Below are 18,982 nucleotides of genomic sequence, written 5' to 3' on the forward strand. Positions count from 1 at the left end.
AAATAGAAAAACAATTTTTGAACCTAAAAACAAATGATATACCTTTGACCAAATTGTGCACTCTTGTTTCCATTTTCTGTGCACTCTTATTTACCATTTTCTGTGCATTGTTGATTACCGACTACAACTTAACTTCATTTGAAACCATTTCAGCTATGCTTGTAATACCGTTAAGACAGGCCCGACAGCTTAGCGTACGGAGTTTGGCATGCTGCAAGCGTAACTAAAAGTTACAGGATAGGTTCCACACTAAGCCCTTCCCACAGGCTGGCCCGGCAGCTTAGCGTACGGGGTTTCATTGACACAGCAACAAATTAATTCACCAACAACTTTCTCCTAACCACTTCCTTACCTATTATAACCTGAACAAAATAAATTCCTTTTGAAAGAAAGCCTACTTCTATTTGTTCCTTGTTTTTTACTTTTTTATTCAGAATGTTTTTTCCTGAAAACGCTGCAATTGTTAAATCAGCATAATCTCCTTCAAAAGAAATGATGAAATGAGTAGTTACAGGATTAGGGTATAGAAAAAAAGAATTCAGGTCTAAATGATCTGTTAAATTAAGAGATCCTGCATATAAAATTTGTGACTTAGCCCAGCAGTCCTCCCCTTTAAAGGATACTATTAAGTGATAAGTGGCTGTTGAGTCATCTGGGGTGAAGCATCTTTGGTAAGCTCCATAAGAAATCAAACTATCATTTTTATGCCACATATAAAAAGTAGGCGGTATACTATCATAAGGATAACAGAACTGACCACTTTCATCTATTACCTCTATTTCATCAAAATCTACAATAAACAAGTCTTTGAACAAAACAGAATCTTCTCCCGAAGTATTTCTTATAACTACTGAGGCTGAATATTTGCCTGAATCATAATACGTCATTTCGGGATTAAACTTAAAAAGGGTATTGTCCTGAAAGACATATTTATATCCTTCAATTTCCCATTTTAATGAGTTCACATTTTTAAAAACAGCTCTTATTATTTCCTTTTTTCCAACACAGGTGATGATCGTGTCAGTTTTTAAATAGACCTCGGGTAAAGGTTGTTTCTTATTTGAGTTTATTTTGGCTAAAAATTGTTGACCGTTAGAACCAATTTCATAGGATCCCAATGTTGCAAATTTTTCACATGCACCTGTTAAAAACAAATTATTATTACTGATTGTAATAGATTGAGATCTAATTGAATAATAACTAGCATTGTTTGAACTCAATGAGTATTCTAATTCTGAATTAAAACTCTGCACTAATAAACCTGCTGCATTTAAGTCTGATCCATATGAAATACTCCCTGCAGTTGCTAATTTTTTACCATTTATTGCAAATGCACAAGGGTTATTTGCGCGATGAGTTTGATAAAACTTTCTGTTTAAGTCTTCATCTAAATATCCAATTCGCGAATGCCCTACTGAATGATTTGCCCCTTGTGACATATAAACTAAAATTTCCCTTTGATCAGAAATTTCTAATCCAATAATCCTATTGTAAATATGGTTGGCATCTAATGTATGAGACTTTACAAACTTTCCTAAAGCATTAAATTTCAAAACAATATAGACCATTTCATAATTCGGTTCATAAATATTCTTACCTGAAAAACTTGTTACTAAAATGATATTTTCTTGATGATCTAATCTTGCTTTAAAAATTGTTGCAGAAGGTTCTATTACATTTCCCCAAGAAGTTGTATCGGGGCTAACCTCAATTTCATTTGCAATTAAATTAGTGCCTAAAAAATCATATGTAGCAAAAAATGCATTTTGATAAGTGGACATAGAGGCGAAGTTGTGATTTGCAATTTTTCCTCCATTAGTAAAGGAACCAGCGAGTAGAATTTTTTTTGAGCTTATATCAATACTTTTTACTTCTTCATTTACTGGTCCTCCATCTGTTTTAATCAGCTGTAAATTTCCATTACCATCATAAGAAGCAATAAAAATATCCCTTCCACCTGCTGAGGTATAATTTCCTGAACCTGATTTTAATTTACCAGTAAAACTGCCTCCAATATATGCTGTTTCAGCCCTTGCTTTGAGTTCGATCATTTCAATTGTATCGGTACTGGCAAGTGTTTTCCACCACATTATGTTTCCCTGATCATTGAATTTTAAAACAAAACAATTTGATTTTTCAGAAGATTTTATAGTTGTTGTTCCAATCCTACATGAACCTTTAAAGTTTCCCGAAGCAAATAGGTTTCCTTTTTCATCGGAAGCCGTTTGAAGATTTTCAATTCCTTCTGCTTCTAATACCCATTCCCAGTCCTGGGCAAACAGATTAATCCTGAATAGAATTAATACAATTATTATTGTAAGCATTTTCATTTTATCTCTTTGAAAAAAACAGTAAAAAACTCTGCCTTTTTTGTTACAATATTTATTATTGAAGTTTTGGAGGTTCCTTAAATTAAGAAGGAAGAAACATTTTCTCATGATGAGGATATTTAGCTCCTTTTTTTACATAAAGAAATATTTATCAACCTATTTAATGTAAAAGCGAAAAGTGCTTGAGTAATGCACTTTATAGTTGACCTATACCAAATGCTTTATCCATCAAACAAAAAGGAATAATTTTGGAAATATTACAGTCTAACAAATTGTGTATGAAAAAATTATCCTCATTACTGTTTTTGATTTTGTTCCTTGTTTCAGGATATGCCCAGCAAATCCAATGGGCAAAAAAAAGGCAGGTACCTTATGGTGCTGCAACTGAAATTTTAACTGATAAATGGGGAAACATTTATGAATATGGAGGAACTTCTTATCAATCCAAATCCTATTTGCAAAAATTTTCTTCCTTAGGGGACAGTATTTTCTCCATAACCTGGCAACCCAATTTTTATATTTCCAAATTAATTTATAATGGAGAGGATCATTTTTATTTTGCTGGTTATTTTTCTAATGAGCATACCTACAATGGCATTACTATAAAAAGCAGAGGAGGAAGAGATGGTATGTTTGGCAGAATGGATTTAAACGGCAATATAGAATGGTTAAAAAGCTTGGGAGGGTCAGGAATGAACTCAGTGAATTCTATTTATTTTAACCAGATTACCAATCAGTTAATTATTACAGGAGGGATAGAAAATGAGATCTATCTTAATAATAATTTTCAAGGAAATTTTTCACAAAGTGCCTTTATTGCCACATTAAATCTACAGGGTGATTTAATCTATTTAAAAACATATGATTTTCTAGATAACTTGGATGATGTTTATGGATCCAATGCAGGAATTGAAGTGACAGGAGACAATTCCGGGAATTATTATTTATTGTTTGACAGGAAAGGGTTACATCCACTTGAAGCCCCAGAACCCAGAGCTGGAAGATATGTGGGAAAATTAACTTCCAGCTTTGATATTATTTGGAGCAAATATGTTAATGGGCCTGGATGTTATTATGGTTGGTCATTAAAAAAATTAAAACTCGATAAGGCCGGAGATCCTTATTTATTAAATTACTGTAGTGGTAAATATGGTGGTACGGGCACTATTATTCAATATAATGCTAAAACGGGAAATTCTTTATGGAGTTATAGTTATAAATGTGAAATAGGGTATACAGATTTTCATTTCACCAAAGATAATTCACTTTTCCTGACAGGAAATGAAGGAGCAAACATTTATCCAGGCCCAGGTACCTCTAGTGGGTATCATATCATTAAAAAATTTGATGCAGATAAAAAAATATTAGGAGAAACAAGATTTCATGAAGCCCGGATACATGGAATAACCGAAGATAATCAGGGAAATTTATATGTGATTGGGCAAACACTAAGTGACACAGTAGCCATAGGAAATGATGTTATAATTAATACCGGTCCTTATTATGCTCATTTTATTTCCAAAATTCAGGATATTCCTTGTACTCCGCCTTTAGTTAATATTTCCGCAAGATATTTTTATGATTATAGATACCATTTCTGCTTTGGAGATACAGCTACTCTTGAAGCAACAGATGGGTATACAAATTATGAATGGTCAACAGGAGAAACAGCAAGAATTATTAAATCTGCCGAAAGTGCTACCTATTGGGTTAAAGTTACTGAAAAATCAGGCTGTGTTTCCAGGTCACAAGAATACACCACTTATTCACATAGGGGTCCTGCTGCATCAAATATCTGTTTAATTACTGTTGATGAAGAAACAGGTAATAATAGAATTTTATGGCGTAGCGTTGATTCTTATGGAATTTTATATTATAACGTTTATAAGGAAGTTTCAGAAGGATATTTTGAATTTATTGATACCGTTTCTTATAATAATAATGCTGAATATATTGACAGTATGTCCTATTCTTTTGAAAAACCAGCAAGATATAAAATTTCAGCTGTTGACACTTGCGAGTACGAATCCACTTTGAGTGAAAGTAATAGAAGCATTCATTTGAAAGTGAAAAAGGAAGATCAAAATTATATTTTATCATGGAACGCCTATGATGGATTAAACTTCAATAATTACTATATTTTTCAAGGCCCTTCTCCCGAAAATTTAACTTTAGTTGATTCTGTAAAGCTTGAACAGTTACACTATGAAACCTCTATTGGATCTACTCCTTCGTATTTTAAAGTGCAAGCTACCAGACCTTATGGAGGATGCTCGAACCAATATGGGATTTACTATAAAAACTCTTCTTCCAATATTGCTTATGATAAAAATCCATTTACAGGAACAACAGAACAAAAAGGAAATGAAATGAATTTTTTCCCAAACCCCGTAAAGGATTTTATTTCAATACAAATTTCAGAAAAAGGAACTTATGTCCTTAGGCTATACAATGTTTTAGGAGAATTGATTAAAAGAGAGATTATAACTGAAAATGTTTCCAAATTTTCAATGGAATCATTACAACCAGGCATCTATTTTATATTAATAGGTGATGAAAACAACCTGCAAAGATTTAAAATAATAAAAAGTCATTAAAGCCAAGGTTGGAAAATAAGCAGTGTTTTCAAAAAAGATTAGACCAATGTTGGGCGGCTTTCAGGTGGGGTTTATAGAATGAGCAGGAAAAGTAGTAGAATGCACTGAATTTTGCAAACCACAAAACCCTTTACTTGAGGCACCTGTTGCGAAGCTTGAGGAAATACCAAAAATGCAAATATTTTCAACAGATTAACAAATGTGCATTCTCTTCATACTTTTCATGAGCTTCCGTTTTTTCTTTTTTATTTTTTTGTCTTACTTATAATTTTCTGAATTCTTATATGTCTCATTCCAATAAATATATCTCATTTCTTGAAATTAAAAACTTAGTTAGTTGAGCCTTAAAAAGATGTTAACACATTGATTGTTAGTATTTTGAAAGCAGAAATATGTGTTTTATTTTGCAAGATTTCGTATATTTATTTCGTAAAACTTGCAAATTGAAACTATGTTATCAAAACCAAAAATATTAAATCAGTCTAGTTTTTTCTTTTCTTTACCAGACACTCTAAATCAACGGCATCCTTTGTATGTTTTAGCCAACAGGGTTGATTGGCAGATGTTTGAAAATGCATTCAGCCCACTTTACTGCCTGGATAATGGCCGTCCAGCCAAACCTATTAGATTGATGGTGGGATTATTGATTTTGAAACACATTCTTAACATTTCAGATGAAAGTGTTGATGAACAGTGGGCCGAAAATCTTTACTACCAATATTTTTGCGGCTACCAAGAGTTTTTATCTTCTGCTCCATGTGAAGCCTCTGAGTTAGTTCATTTTCGTAAGCGGAGAGGTGAATCAGGGATAGAATTGATTTTAAAGGAAAGCATTCGAATTAATGAAAATAATGGCGATGACGAAAATGTAAGCATTGATACAACCGTTCAGGAGAAAAACATTACATTTCCTACAGATAGCAAGTTGCATAAAAAACAAACTTACACAAGAGTATTAAAAAAAATAAGTGTAGATCAACGCTTTCGGAACCATCAAAAAACAAAGCAAAAGCACGAAAAGCTGATAAAAAGGTAAAAACAATTGCAGGGAGGTTAGTTCGTGAATTAGAACGAAATCTCAAAACGGATTCTGTGCATCAAAAGGTAATTGTACTTTTTAAACAGGTGCTTCAGCAAAAGAGAAACAGTAAGAATAAAATTTATTCATTACATGAACCAAATACAGTATGTATTTCTAAAGGGAAAGAGCATAAAAAGTTCGAGTTTGGCAATAAAGCATCATTCATTTACACCCAAAACACCGGTGTGATTATCGGAGCAATGGGTTTTAGGAACGAGTTTGACGGACACACCTTAGAACCAGCTTTAGAACAGGCTGAAAGAATGGTCGGTAAAGTGCCAAAAAAGCTGCGGTGGATCGAGGCTATCGCGGAAAAATCAAAAAAGGAGAAACTCACATTCTAATACCAAAGCCCTTCAACAATAAAACACAAACAAAGTATCAGCAACAAAAACTAAAACAAGCACACACCACTAGAACTGCAATCGAACCAGTGATAGGCCATCTTAAAACAGATCATCATTTGGGCAGGAACTTTTACAAAGGTATTGTGGGGGACAATATCAATATTATTCTAGCTGCTGCTGCTTTTAATTTCAAAAGAATGATGAACAAATGGAAATCATCTTTTTGTTCTCTTTTTCAAAAACATATTGTCAGTTTTGAAAATATGTTTATAGAAATATTTATTCTAAAATGGGGTTTTTAAGGCTCAACCAATACTTATTTACATTGTTGATTTACACCCCTTTTTAATTCATTTTCCTTCAAATTAATATATTCATAATCCTATACTTCCCCTCAGAAATATCATTTCCAATTTGCCCGATCCATTTTTTTGAAAAGAAAAAGGCTTTAATTTATCAACTCTTAAGGCTTAGGTTTGCTTTTTTCAAATGCCTGCTTCATATATTTATCCTGGTATTGTACCCATGCAGCAAGCCTTTTTCTTCCTTCGTTCTCATAGTCTTTTTTTGTGTTTACCACGTTCTTTTTTTCATCAGGGTCAAATTCCAAATCATAAATTTCATGTGAATTGCTCGTTGCGTTATATATGAACTTGATTTTATCATCTCTGTATCCAAAAAGGAAATCAGACCATGGTGCATAAAAATAGGTCCTGGGAATTCTCTCCCTGTTTAATAGGCTCTCGCCTTGCCATTCTTTAGCTGGTTGCAGGTTAAGCATATTAAAAATGGTGGGTGCAATATCTATATGTCCAGCAATTACAGGATTACGTGTACCTTTAAACAATACTGGATTAATAAAAATCAAGGGAACATGAATGTTTTCCTCGTATAACTTAGAGGCATGGCCGGTTTGCCCGTGCTGACCAAATGCTTCGCCATGATCAGCAACAATTACAACCAAAGTAGAATCCATAATATTACTCTCCTCCAAAAATTTTAATAGTTTGCCTATTACTGCATCAGTATGATTAAGTGCATTCAAATATTTGTTAAATTCAGGATTGTCAACCTTGTAATCAACTTCTTTTTCACTTGTAAGAAAGTATGGGTAATGCGTTTGATACGTCCAGAGGACTGAAAAAAACGGTTTCGACTTATCATCTGAAACCCATTTTTTGAAATCATTGACAATACATTCATCATCTGCGCCATCAGAATTTTCCCAGGGATTTTCTTTTACAATAAGTTGATTTGATGCACAAGTCCCATTTTTAAAATCGCTAACCACATCAAAATCTCTGAAAGACAAATATGAACCAACATTTTGAAAATCATTATCCGCAGATGTAAAAAAAGAGGTCCTGAATCCTTGCTTTTGTAATTCAGAACTTAGGGTAGGATGATCGATATTGGTATGTTCTTTCGTAATACTTTTATAGGAAATCCAGGGATAAATTCCGGCAAGTAATGAAACCATTGAGATGTTAGTGGATGGGGCATGAGCATAAGCATTTTCAAAAACCAAAGATTGATTAAAATAAGAAGACAAAACAGGTGTGGCCTTGTAATTAGAACCATATAAATTTAAATACTTTGCTGATACTGATTCCATTACGAATAAAACAACATTTTTTATTCTGGCACTATCGATTTGTTCAACCCGCTTAATTTTACCTTCTTCAAACTCCTGGTTGTATTCTTTTGTAACTTCAAAACTTAGAATGTCAGGGTTCAGGTTCGTATCTATCATTGAACTTAGGAATGCCATTATAGGGTTTTGCAATTTTCCCTTATCTTTAAATGATTGATCTATTGTTAAATAAGAAAAGGCATAAAAAACAACCATTGAGCCCGGAAAAGCATAAGAAAGAATTTTTTTATATTTATTAGTATGCAGGCTATTCCAGACCGATTGAGTTATTTCCTTTAAAATATATAACGATACGCACAAGGCAAGGATATTGACTATTAGTTCAAAATTGATATTGCTTGTAAAAGCATTTCGTGCATCAACACTGCCCAAGAAATCAGAATAATAAAGCCATTGATAATTAAATGGGGTGCCAAGCATTTCAACAGCTTTAATATTAAATACGCCAACTACCAAAGAAAAAAAGCAAAGAAAAATAAAACTTCCATTCATAATTTTGCTTAAAAAAATCCTGTTTTTAAAAAAAACATGGATTACATAAAACAAAATATATAAAAGTGTAATATAAAATACATCATATACCGATGCTTTAAAAACATCAAGGGTAAGCAAAGAGTACGATGTATCTACATCATATTTTATTCCTGCTGCGTTGGCTCTAATTAGAATAAGAAAAACGGCAAGGGAAACAGTCCAGGCTTTTCCTGAATGAAGGAATGAATTCTGATTTTTAAAAAATTTCTTTATTATTAGGTATTTAAAAATTAAATAAATCAGTATAAAAGCTGAAAGAATATAAAAAGAATTTTTTGCAATGTTTGGAAAAGCTTGTGGCCTGTTTACATAGATAATTGCTTGTTCAGAAGGCATATCCATTATTTCACTATTTGATCGTGTAATTGGAAAGTCTTCTTTTTCATCCCAATATTGACATTCTTCAAAAGAAAATTTAATTTTATTTATCATGTATCCATAATTCAAAACGGCTCCTTTGGGCACGGTCAAGGTTGTAATAAAAGTGCCTTTAACGTTCTTCATGGGAATTCTCATAATATTATTTTGAACGAAAGAGCCTTTTGGTCTTAGTGCTTCAGGAACAGAACTCCATCCATTAATCCCCCATACAAGATCCACATCAGCAGCTTTTGGGAAATGATATTTAATGGTAGTTGTTATTAAGGCCGAATCATTGGAAAAATTAATTATTTCACTAAAGTTCATCACTTTGCCAACTTGTTCAATAGTGGTTATTTGGGGCACTATTTCAGATACTGAATCCCTTGCAATTGTGCTATACTCTCCTGTCCAAATATAATCATGGGGAAAATCAGGTGTTTCTGTTTTTATACAAAAACCATAATTTATTTCACTGTTTTCATGCGCTATAATATCAATTGAATAATAATGGCCTTGCTGTTTCATAGGACTATGCATTATTCCATTATTAATTAATGTTCCGGCAGGCCTTAGTTCAAGTGGAGCTACTTTCCATTTTTCACCTCCCCAAACAAAGAACACTTCCCCACTTACAGCTAAATGGTATTTAAAAGAATGGGTAACCAGTTTAGCATTTGTAGGAAATACTAAAAGGGAAAAAAGACTTGTGAAAATTAAAATTAAATAGTTGTTCATCTGCTTGATATTTATTGTTTTTTAGTGCTTTTTTTAATCTTAAAACCTTTTGAAGCAGTGTATACATTGTTGTTTTTGTCATACACATATGCATAGATTCTGTAATCACCGATCTCTGTGGGCAGGGTAACTATTGCAGATTCCCCTTTATCTATCGCTTTAATATTAGGTAATTTCTCAAGCATTATTTTTTCCCCACTGCTGCTCCATTGCTCTGTTTTATATAAAAACCATTCATACCTTATATTTTTGTTGGATTTCCAGTCTGCATTTAATTCTAAGCCGTAAGTAACTTGTTTTGCCCCTGCAACTTTTTCTTCTGGCTTTTTAATGCTTATGTAGGATGTATTTAAATCTTTTTTATCGTATTTCCAGAGATTTTTTAAGGCATAATAAGTCGGTTTTAACCTCCCTTTGTAATCAGTAATGCCATACCAGGTATTCGTGCCTTCCATCCTGTCTCTCCAGGAATAAATAACTCCTCCTAAATTATGCCCCTTGAATTTTTCCACATAATTAGTCCATTCATCTGTATATAGTTTTGCCTTATGAAAATCATTATCTTCCAACAATATCATTTCCTCATCAAATTTTGTAAAGTTTGGATTCCAATAGCCACTAGGACCAAATTCTGAAATCAAATAAGGCCTTTTAGCATCAAAAGCAGATGTAATATCCTGAAGCATTTCAAGTTGTTGGGTGTAATAGGAATTAATGGCAATAATGTCAAGTGATGGAGCATTTTTCTCATAGGCTACTAATTCTCCTGCCAATTGAAACCAATCATGTTCACATGCAGTAATTACCGGTCGGCCAGGATCTAATTCATGGATTCTTTGGGCCATGAATTCTATCATTTTTACATACTCTATTCTCACTTTAGTCAAATAAGGATAAGAGAATTTAAATTTTGTTAAGCCCCAAGCCTCATTTCCGATAGTCCATGAAATAATAGAAGGATCATTTCGGTATCTAACAACCGTATTTTCTACTTCTTTAATGTATTTGTTAACTTGAATTGTGTCAGTAAAATAATCTACTTTGGGATCAAACCAAAAACCATACAGAACCTTTAAATCAAATTTTTTTGCAGTTCGCAATACATTTCGGTCATAAATTCCAGGGTTGTATCTTCTTATAGAATTTGCCCCCATGGCTTTAATCAATTTAAAATCCTTGGTAACCTGTTTTCGTGTAAGGGGGTGGTTGCCATCTCGCCAATCATGACCTGGATTATAAGCAACCCCTTTAATATAAAATGGTTTATCCTCAACCAATAGTTCAAAAGAGCCCGGTTTCCCTTTTATAAATTTTCGTTGTGTGTGTTTTTTTAATTTATAGCTATAATATTTTGATTTCTTTTTTACTGGATCATCAACAAATGGAATTTTTGCCATAACTTCTCTAATCGTTGGATATAAGTTAACGGAATCTTCCAGGGTCCATTTAATGTAGGTTGGCGGGTTTTTTACTGAAGAATTTGGAGGCCAGTTTTTATCCTGGTCGCTGTTAAAAAAAACCACAGAGCTTATCTCCTTATATTTGTTTTTTATTTGTTTCAATGCTGTAGACATCCATTCGCCCTGGTCTCCTCCATAAGTAGTTGAACCGAATTCCGCAAGCATGATAGGTTTATCAATAATCAAAAGATTGTCTCTGAAACGCTCATAAAGTTTTTCGAATGAAATCCATTTTCCACCTGCCTCTCCAAAATTCAATGCTGTAATTGCTACCCAATGAACATAATTTTTTCCAGGATAATATTTTTTCACGTTTTCACTATCCCATGGACTATACACCCAGGTGACATTGGACACTCCGTTTTTTTCGAAAAAAACATACACATATCTCCATGCTGCAATAAAGTCCGCTGGTGTATTGCCACCAGAGGTTGACCAAGGATAGGCAGGATTATCGGGCTCGTGAGCGAAGCGTATAAAAACAGGGTCCCCAAAATTTCTTATCTTCAAAGAATACTCCATTAAGTATTTATCAAACTTCCCTGCTGCTATTGCCTTGCAAACCCCCTTGTTGTTTTTTAATTGGGGATCTAATTCATAATCAGGAAAGGTATTGGACCAGGGTTCCCAGGTTATCATTGGAACAGCCCCTTTATTTGTTATTTCTTTTAAAAACTTTTCCGGAAATTCTTCAAGGCTTTTTGTCCCCCATGCCTGATAAAAGGAAATAATATCAAATGACGTATTAAATGATTTTTCTAGCCCTTCTACAGGATCTAAAGAATAATTTTTTTCGAATTCAGGAAAATAAACCCCAGTATAAAAGCCACCCTCTGGCTTTTCGAAATTACCTGGTTTAACATTACTTAAAAACAAGAAAACACTTAGCCCAATAAAGAAAAATGAACTATACGTTATTGTAGGATTTAAAATAGATTTTGTTCGCCTTTTAAATAAACCGAAAGGAATAAATAAAGAAAAACTGAATTTTGAATTCAATATAGGATGCTTTATAAATTTCCAAACCTTATTCCTGCTTAAAAAAACCATAAGAATAAGAATAAAGGCATTTGTAAAAGCAAATGATGCTATTGCAATACTATAAGGGGTCCAATCTATATATAACCCATAACCTATAGCAGCAAAACACAATACAAATACGAATAAATTTGGTATGAGTACCTTCTGATTATCGGATTCGTTGTTTTTAGGAGTAGGTATATATGGAACTTTGATCCTCAAAATGCTGTAAATCAATCCGAGTAAATATATCCACCAGGTTGCATTCCTTACTATCCCCCCTGCAAGATGCAACCCTCTTTCTTGTTCTTCCATCAGCCATCTTTGAGCGTATAACCTAATAGCCATTGACAAGCCGCAAAGGGGGACAAAGAACAAAGCAAAGTTATTTAAATCAATTGCCCATGGAACTTCTGCTAAACCTAGTGCAAATAAGGGAATGATTATGTCAATTAAAGTAATTAAGCCAAAAAGAAAATAGAATGGAAGAGTGAGATAATGTATTTTCTGTCGAAAATTAAATTTGTTAAACAATTTTGGGTAAGTACAAAACAACAATTCAAATGTTCCACGCGACCACTTCAATTGCTGAGAATAATATGCGCTCAAAGTAGATGGAACCAAACCCCTTGTTAGTATTTCGGGAATATAAACTGATTTCCAACCTTTACTGTGAATTTGCATTGCTGTGTGCATGTCCTCAGACAATCCTGCAGCATGACCGCCAATAGAATCAAGAGCCTCTCTTCTAAAAGCACAGTTTGCGCCAATTGATTGGGCTGTGCCATAAGTATTCATGCACATCATCATTGGGCCATAAAAATGATAGGTTTGTTCTGCTGCTGCCTGCGCTATAAAACTTTCCTTCTGGTTGTAATAGCCTTGTACGGACTGCACAAAACCAATTTTGCTATCCTCAAAATAGGGTATTACCCGGTCTATCATTTCTGGAATAGGAATGTGATCAGGATCAAGAATAATACATATTTCCCCTGATGCTTGTTTTAAAGCATTGTTGATGTTTCCTGCTTTGGCATCTTTTTTCACCTTTCTTGTAACATGTATAACCCCCAAATCTTCACAAACTTGTTTAAGCTCAGCATCATTACCCTCATCGCACAAGTAAGATGTATGTGGATAGCTTATGTTTTTTATAGCAATTAAGGTATTAATAATCATGTCTTTTGGCTCCCCTGGGCATGCTGTGGTAAAAACATCTACTTTCCATTTGGTTTTTATCTCTGGCACCTCTGGTATGCTTACATCCCAGTAATGATACCATTCATGTATCATTTTTAGCAACTTAAACACAAGAGCAGAGGACAGCAGCCAAAACAGGACCGGATGCCCTATGTGTATAGGATCAAAGAACCATTTTGCAAATAAAAGGATGATAATTATTCCGAATACAATGAGAATTCGAATGATTGTTTTATCTTTCTTTCTTATAGAAACAATCCTTGTGACATTTGGTTGAAGAATTTTTCTATTTTCCATTTCCTTTTATTTTAATAGGGGTTTGAATTAAAAAAGGAATATTCCCAGTTGCTGCTTTATTCAGATTGTGGTCAAAAACATAAACAAAAAGCCGGTAAGCTCCATTTTCATTGGGTGAATGAAAAGATACATTTCCGCCTTCGCAATCGAACAGAACTTCTATGTATTCTCCTGAATTAAATGTGGATTCATTTTCTTTAAACAAGGCCCATTTTATATTCAATTCTCCTTCATTTGTAGCCCTGCTTTTTACTTGTGCAGTAATAACCTTCCCTGGTGGAAGAGTAATGTTATCATAAGCTTGCTTTTTTTCCAGGGTTAGGGTGTTCAAAACAGGTGCTTTGGTTTCAGGCCAGTACCCTGTCCACAAATAGCTTAACATATCTACCATTGATGTTGCTTCCCCTGTATTTAGGAACAAGCCAAAAAGGGTATGTGTTCCTTCGTTTTTACTTCCCCAAATAAAAACATAGGTTCCAAGACACAAACCCTTGTCTCTTTTAATAAAATTTTCATAATTGCTCTGACAAGTCAAGGCTTTTTGTGAACTGCTTTCCTCAATAAATGCTTTCCAGGGAGTTACAGCACTCTCCCAGTAACCGGATGCGCCCCATTCGGAAATAATATAAGGCTTGTTCCACCCTGCCTGTTCAAGTATATAAGGCACACTTGGTAGTTCCTTAAAAACATTTATGCCTATTAAGTCCAAATTCTGGCAATGTTTACTGATATATTTCAATACTTTAGGAGGTGCGCCCGCAAGCATTGTTGATGTTGGGTGATTTGGGTCAATTTCATGAATCATTTTGGCTATTTCATTAACAGCATTCCAAACCTTCTTGTTTTTTTCATTCAAGTGAAGCTCATTGCCAATTCCCCACAACAACAAGGCTGGATGATCTTTATATTTTAAAACCTCGCTTTTTATAAAAAGGAATTGCTCCAAAACCTGTTGCTCGTTGTCATAGTCAAATTCTGTTTGTTTTGTTCCCATAAACAATCCAAGAGTAACTGTTAGACCCAGCGCTTGAGCACTATCCAAATAAGATTGTGCATTGTCGGTATTCCATAATCTTAATGAATTTCCGCCACTCGTTTTTAACTGATCCAAATATTTAAATCCTCCTGCCCCTTTTATAAAATAAGGCTTCCCCTCTCTATATAAAATATAGCTGTTTTCTTTTTGCTTTCTTATTTCTACTTTTATAGGTTGGGATAATAGAACTTGTGGTATTGTAAGCACAATTGCTATTAGAATATGGATAAAAAAAGCTCTCATAAAAACATTTTTGATATTTAGATAATTCCTTGTTTTCACTTTAAAATTCCTGCCATTCTTTTTATCAGATAATGGAGAACTACTATTCTGTAAAAGCGAAAGGCTCACCGAATTTTGATAAATTATCTGGGTAGTTTATTTGGGAATTTGTTTCAACACTTTGCGGAAAAAGCCAAGTCTTGATTTTACACAAGTGGGTTTAGAAATTCCACTTCGCTTGTTTAATGCAGCATTGCTTTATTTGCTGTATTTCCAACCTTTGCAATTGCCCATTATGCTCTATTAATTGATTTTCATCAAAAATGCCACAATAAAAACAAGGATAAGCATCGGAAATTAAACAAAGGGGCTTATTTGAAGCAAATGAATTTTAATGCCTGTTGAATTTGAAATTCAAAAAGGTCAATAAATCAAATGAGGAATGTGCGCAAAAGTCAATTGCTTGTTTCCTTACACTGTATTCGATTGTCTTTGCTAATATTCTTAAAAATATTTAAACAAGGAACCTAAAGCTAATTTATCTCAAAAAAGAAAATCAGCTAATGTTTTTCTAATTACTTGGATTTAAGTACAGAAAACACAAGATGTTCAAGAAAATCGGCAATGTTTTGGGATTGATTTTTTTCTGCTTTAATATCGGACAAAGAGGGTAAATGCTGTCCGAAAAACAACTGCTCATGAGCAGTCTCAATAATTGTACTTGCCAGGGAATTGGGATATGGATAATTCGTATTTACTTCCTGAATAACAGAACCTATTTTTTTATTCAAAATTTTATAGCTGCTGAAAAAACCAGCTTTGTTTTCCTTATCAACCAATTTAGTTAAATACGCCTTTGCTGATTCTGCTACCACAATTTTATGAAGAAGACTTTCATCAATATGAGAAATGGCAGGATCTTCTTTATATGACTCAGAAATAATTCTAATAATAATTTTTAATCTTTCCTCGGCAAATACTATGTTATTTGTTTGGTAATCTATTAGATAATCTATCCATGCATAATACCAGGATATAAGATAAACCAACAACTTGTGTTTATTTTCAAAATACCTGTAAATTGAGGCCTCTGTTGAATTAATTTCCTTTGCTGCCTTTTTGAAAGTAAACTCCTCAAAACCAATCTCTTCAATCAAGTGAATACTCTTGCCAATAATTTTCCGACCTAATTCAGAATCTTCTGGGTTGCGTAAGTATAATTTCTCGTTTAATTTAATTTGGATTGCGAAAGGCATTTTTAATACTTTTTAAGAAGTTATTTTCTTTTTAATGTTTTCAAATTTAAAAACACTGGAAAGTTCTGAATCGTCCTTTACTGTTACATCCAGATCAATAATTAATCCATTGTGAATATCATATACCCAGCCATGTACTTCAGGGGCTTTTCTGTTTTTCCAGGCATTTTGAATAATTGAAGTTTTTGACAAATCATAAACTTGTTCAATAACATTGAGTTCAACAAACCTGTTCAACCTTACATTTTCATCTTCAATGCTGTCTAACTCTTCCTGATAAAGTCGATATACATCCTTAATATGCCTTAACCAGTTATCAATAATTCCAAATTGTGAATTTCCCATGGCTGCCTTTATACCTCCGCAACCATAGTGCCCACAAACAACAACATGTTTAACATCAAGTACATTAACTGCATAGTCCAATACGCTTAGCATACTCATATCCGTATGTATAACCATATTTGCAATGTTGCGGGTAACAAAAACTTCCCCTGGTTTTGTTCCTGTAATCTCATTTGCAGGAACCCTGCTATCTGAGCATCCAATCCATAAAAGTGGCGGAGTTTGCCCTTTTGCAAGTTTATCAAAAAAATCAGGGTCTTCTCCCAGTTTTTCTTCAACCCACTTTTTATTGTTGTCCAGTAATGTTTTATAAAATGGATCCATAGTATTGTTTTTCGAATTTTAAATTTAAATTATTTTTCAAAATATACCTATTCTTAATTAACTTCTCGTGTTTATTAAAACCTAATGTCCGGCAATTGTAGTAACTTTTCGTATTCCAATAAGTTCTAAATTAATGCCTTTTAATTTTGCCGTTTCCTTAAAATTTTCAATCATTTCCAGTACATCATAATCTATGGAAGCTGAACTTGAACCATCAATTGTTACTACAGAATTTTCAGGAAGGTTTTCAAGCATTAGAAGAATACTTCCCTTATTTAAAAAGGTAACTTCCTCTGCTAGCATTATGGTAATCTTTTCCCCTTTTTTGAAATCTTCTTTATGAAAAAAGTAAGGGGTGCGGTAATTGTTGCGAAGTATAAAAAATATAGAAAATGCCATGCCTATTCCAATTCCTTTTAATAAATCAGTAAATAAAATAGCTGTAATAGTAACTACAAAAGGAATAAATTGGTCCCAACCCAATATATACATCCTTTTGAACAAACTTATTTTGGCCAGCTTATATCCCACAAGCAACAGAATTGCTGCTAAACATGCAAGAGGAATCTGGTTCAATAATACGGGTATGAATGCTGCGCATACCAATAAAAGAATTCCGTGAAGAATAGTAGACATTCGTGTTCTTCCTCCTGCATTTATATTTGCAGAACTTCTTACAATTACGGCTGTTAATGGAATTCCGCCTATTAATCCTGAAATCATATTACCTATTCCCTGAGCCCTTAATTCCCTATTGGTAGGGGTGTTTCTTTTATATGGATCTAGTTTATCTGTGGCCTCTACACTTAAAAGTGATTCAATACTGGCAATTATGGCAATTGTCCCTGCAATTATATAAACATCAGGATTGCTAAGATGTGTAAAATCAGGAAAAGTAAAAAAACCTATAAAATCAGGAATATTAGATGCAACCGGAAGATTCACCACATGATCCATGCTTAAAAATAATTCAGGTACTGATACTTTAAAAAACTGATTTAAAAGTATTCCTGCAAAAACTACAAACAATGCACCTGGAAGTACTTTAAACAAAGCTATCTTTTTCATAAAAGGCCTTTCCCAAAGAATTAAAATTCCAATTGAAACTACGCTTATAATTACTGCACCAAAATGCATATTTTGAAAGGCAAACCAAATATCGGTAAAGGTATTATGACCTCCTTTTTCGTTAAAAGAAAAATCCCCTTCGTAATCAAAATCATAACCAAGTGCATGAGGAATTTGTTTTAAAACAAGTATAAGTCCTATGGCTGCAAGCATGCCTTTAATAACAGCAGAAGGAAAATAATGTCCTATTATACCTGCTCTTAAAACACCAAAAATAATTTGAAAAAAACCAGCCAAAACAACCGCCACAAGAAAAGCATCATAGGATTGTAACTGATTAATTGCCGCTAATACTATTACTGTTAATCCAGCTGCAGGGCCACTAACACTTAATGGAGAATGACTGTATAAGCCTACTACTATACCACCTATTATACCTGAAATAATTCCAGAAAACAATGGAGCTCCAGAAGCAAGAGCAATTCCTAGACACAAAGGCAGTGCTACAAGGAACACTACAAGTGAAGAAGGCAAATCATATTTAAAATTGGATAACATTCCCAGTTCTTTGGGATCAGGCATTTTTTGAGCCATGAAAAAAATAATTAAATTGTTTTTTATAAATGATAGCAAAGCTACTATTAATTATAGTACTATACAAACTGTTTCTCTATTTAACATAAAAATCAACAAAAATCGCTAATTTTTACTGCATAAAAATTGATATTCTTCTTTAAATTAATTACCTTAATAATTCATTTTTTCCTATTAATTTAATTAAAAAATAATAAACAACTATTTGCATTTTATATAGTAGGAAAAAACGACAGGTTGGAGGAAAACCAATAATAATATTGACTTAATATAATTTTGTTCCTTATTTATTGATGGTTAATATTTAAAAATAGCAAGTTATATTAAAGTTATTATTAACAAGGTGTTTGATTAAAATCACCAAAGTCTTGATTATTAATCTTTATTTTTGTAACTTATTAACATAAAATTTGTTCATAAGGAACAATACTAGTTCATAACTAAATATAAATAAAGCTTGTAATTAAGGATTATTATATTGCTTATAAATTGTTTTTAAATGTTAAAATATAAAGCATA

Annotated in this window: 8 protein-coding genes and 1 pseudogene; 2 read left to right on the top strand and 7 right to left on the bottom strand. The window is 33.1% G+C overall.

Annotated elements, in window-relative coordinates; genetic code table 11:
* Positions 1-314 precede the first annotated feature (314 nt).
* Complete coding sequence (locus H0V01_04185) at positions 315-2,324, bottom strand: T9SS type A sorting domain-containing protein (GenBank protein MBA2582571.1); 2,010 nt, start codon at positions 2,322-2,324, stop codon at positions 315-317.
* 284 nt (positions 2,325-2,608) lie between these two features.
* Here H0V01_04185 and H0V01_04190 point away from each other — a divergent pair, with 284 nt between their 5' ends.
* Positions 2,609-4,927, top strand: coding sequence for a T9SS type A sorting domain-containing protein (locus H0V01_04190; GenBank protein MBA2582572.1), 2,319 nt, complete (start codon positions 2,609-2,611; stop codon positions 4,925-4,927).
* Positions 4,928-5,378: 451 nt separating this feature from the next.
* Positions 5,379-6,579 (top strand): annotated as a pseudogene (locus tag H0V01_04195) (IS5 family transposase).
* A 239-nt stretch (positions 6,580-6,818) separates the two neighbouring features.
* On the opposite strand, the gene H0V01_04200 reads toward H0V01_04195, so the two are convergent.
* The 6 genes from H0V01_04200 to H0V01_04225 all read right to left on the bottom strand — a co-directional run bounded on the left by H0V01_04200 (position 6,819) and on the right by H0V01_04225 (position 18,427).
* Positions 6,819-9,641: a sulfatase-like hydrolase/transferase gene (locus H0V01_04200; GenBank protein MBA2582573.1), complete on the bottom strand. Its 2,823-nt coding sequence runs from the start codon at positions 9,639-9,641 to the stop codon at positions 6,819-6,821.
* Positions 9,642-9,652: 11 nt separating this feature from the next.
* Positions 9,653-13,618, bottom strand: coding sequence for a glycosyltransferase (locus H0V01_04205; protein MBA2582574.1), 3,966 nt, complete (start codon positions 13,616-13,618; stop codon positions 9,653-9,655).
* Positions 13,608-14,897: a DUF4434 domain-containing protein gene (locus H0V01_04210; protein MBA2582575.1), complete on the bottom strand. Its 1,290-nt coding sequence runs from the start codon at positions 14,895-14,897 to the stop codon at positions 13,608-13,610. Before H0V01_04210 ends, H0V01_04205 begins: the two co-directional genes overlap by 11 nt.
* Positions 14,898-15,451: 554 nt before the next feature.
* The gene (locus H0V01_04215; GenBank protein MBA2582576.1) at positions 15,452-16,132 is read right to left on the bottom strand and encodes a TetR/AcrR family transcriptional regulator; all 681 of its coding nucleotides are present in this window, start codon (positions 16,130-16,132) and stop codon (positions 15,452-15,454) included.
* Between the two features lie 12 nt (positions 16,133-16,144).
* Positions 16,145-16,801: a carbonate dehydratase gene (can, locus tag H0V01_04220; GenBank protein MBA2582577.1), complete on the bottom strand. Its 657-nt coding sequence runs from the start codon at positions 16,799-16,801 to the stop codon at positions 16,145-16,147.
* A gap of 81 nt (positions 16,802-16,882) precedes the next feature.
* Positions 16,883-18,427, bottom strand: a complete 1,545-nt coding sequence (locus tag H0V01_04225; protein ID MBA2582578.1) for a SulP family inorganic anion transporter — start codon at positions 18,425-18,427, stop codon at positions 16,883-16,885.
* Positions 18,428-18,982: the final 555 nt, after the last annotated feature.

Source organism: Bacteroidota bacterium (assembly GCA_013696965.1).
Lineage (GTDB): Bacteria > Bacteroidota > Bacteroidia > JACCXN01 > JACCXN01 > JACCXN01.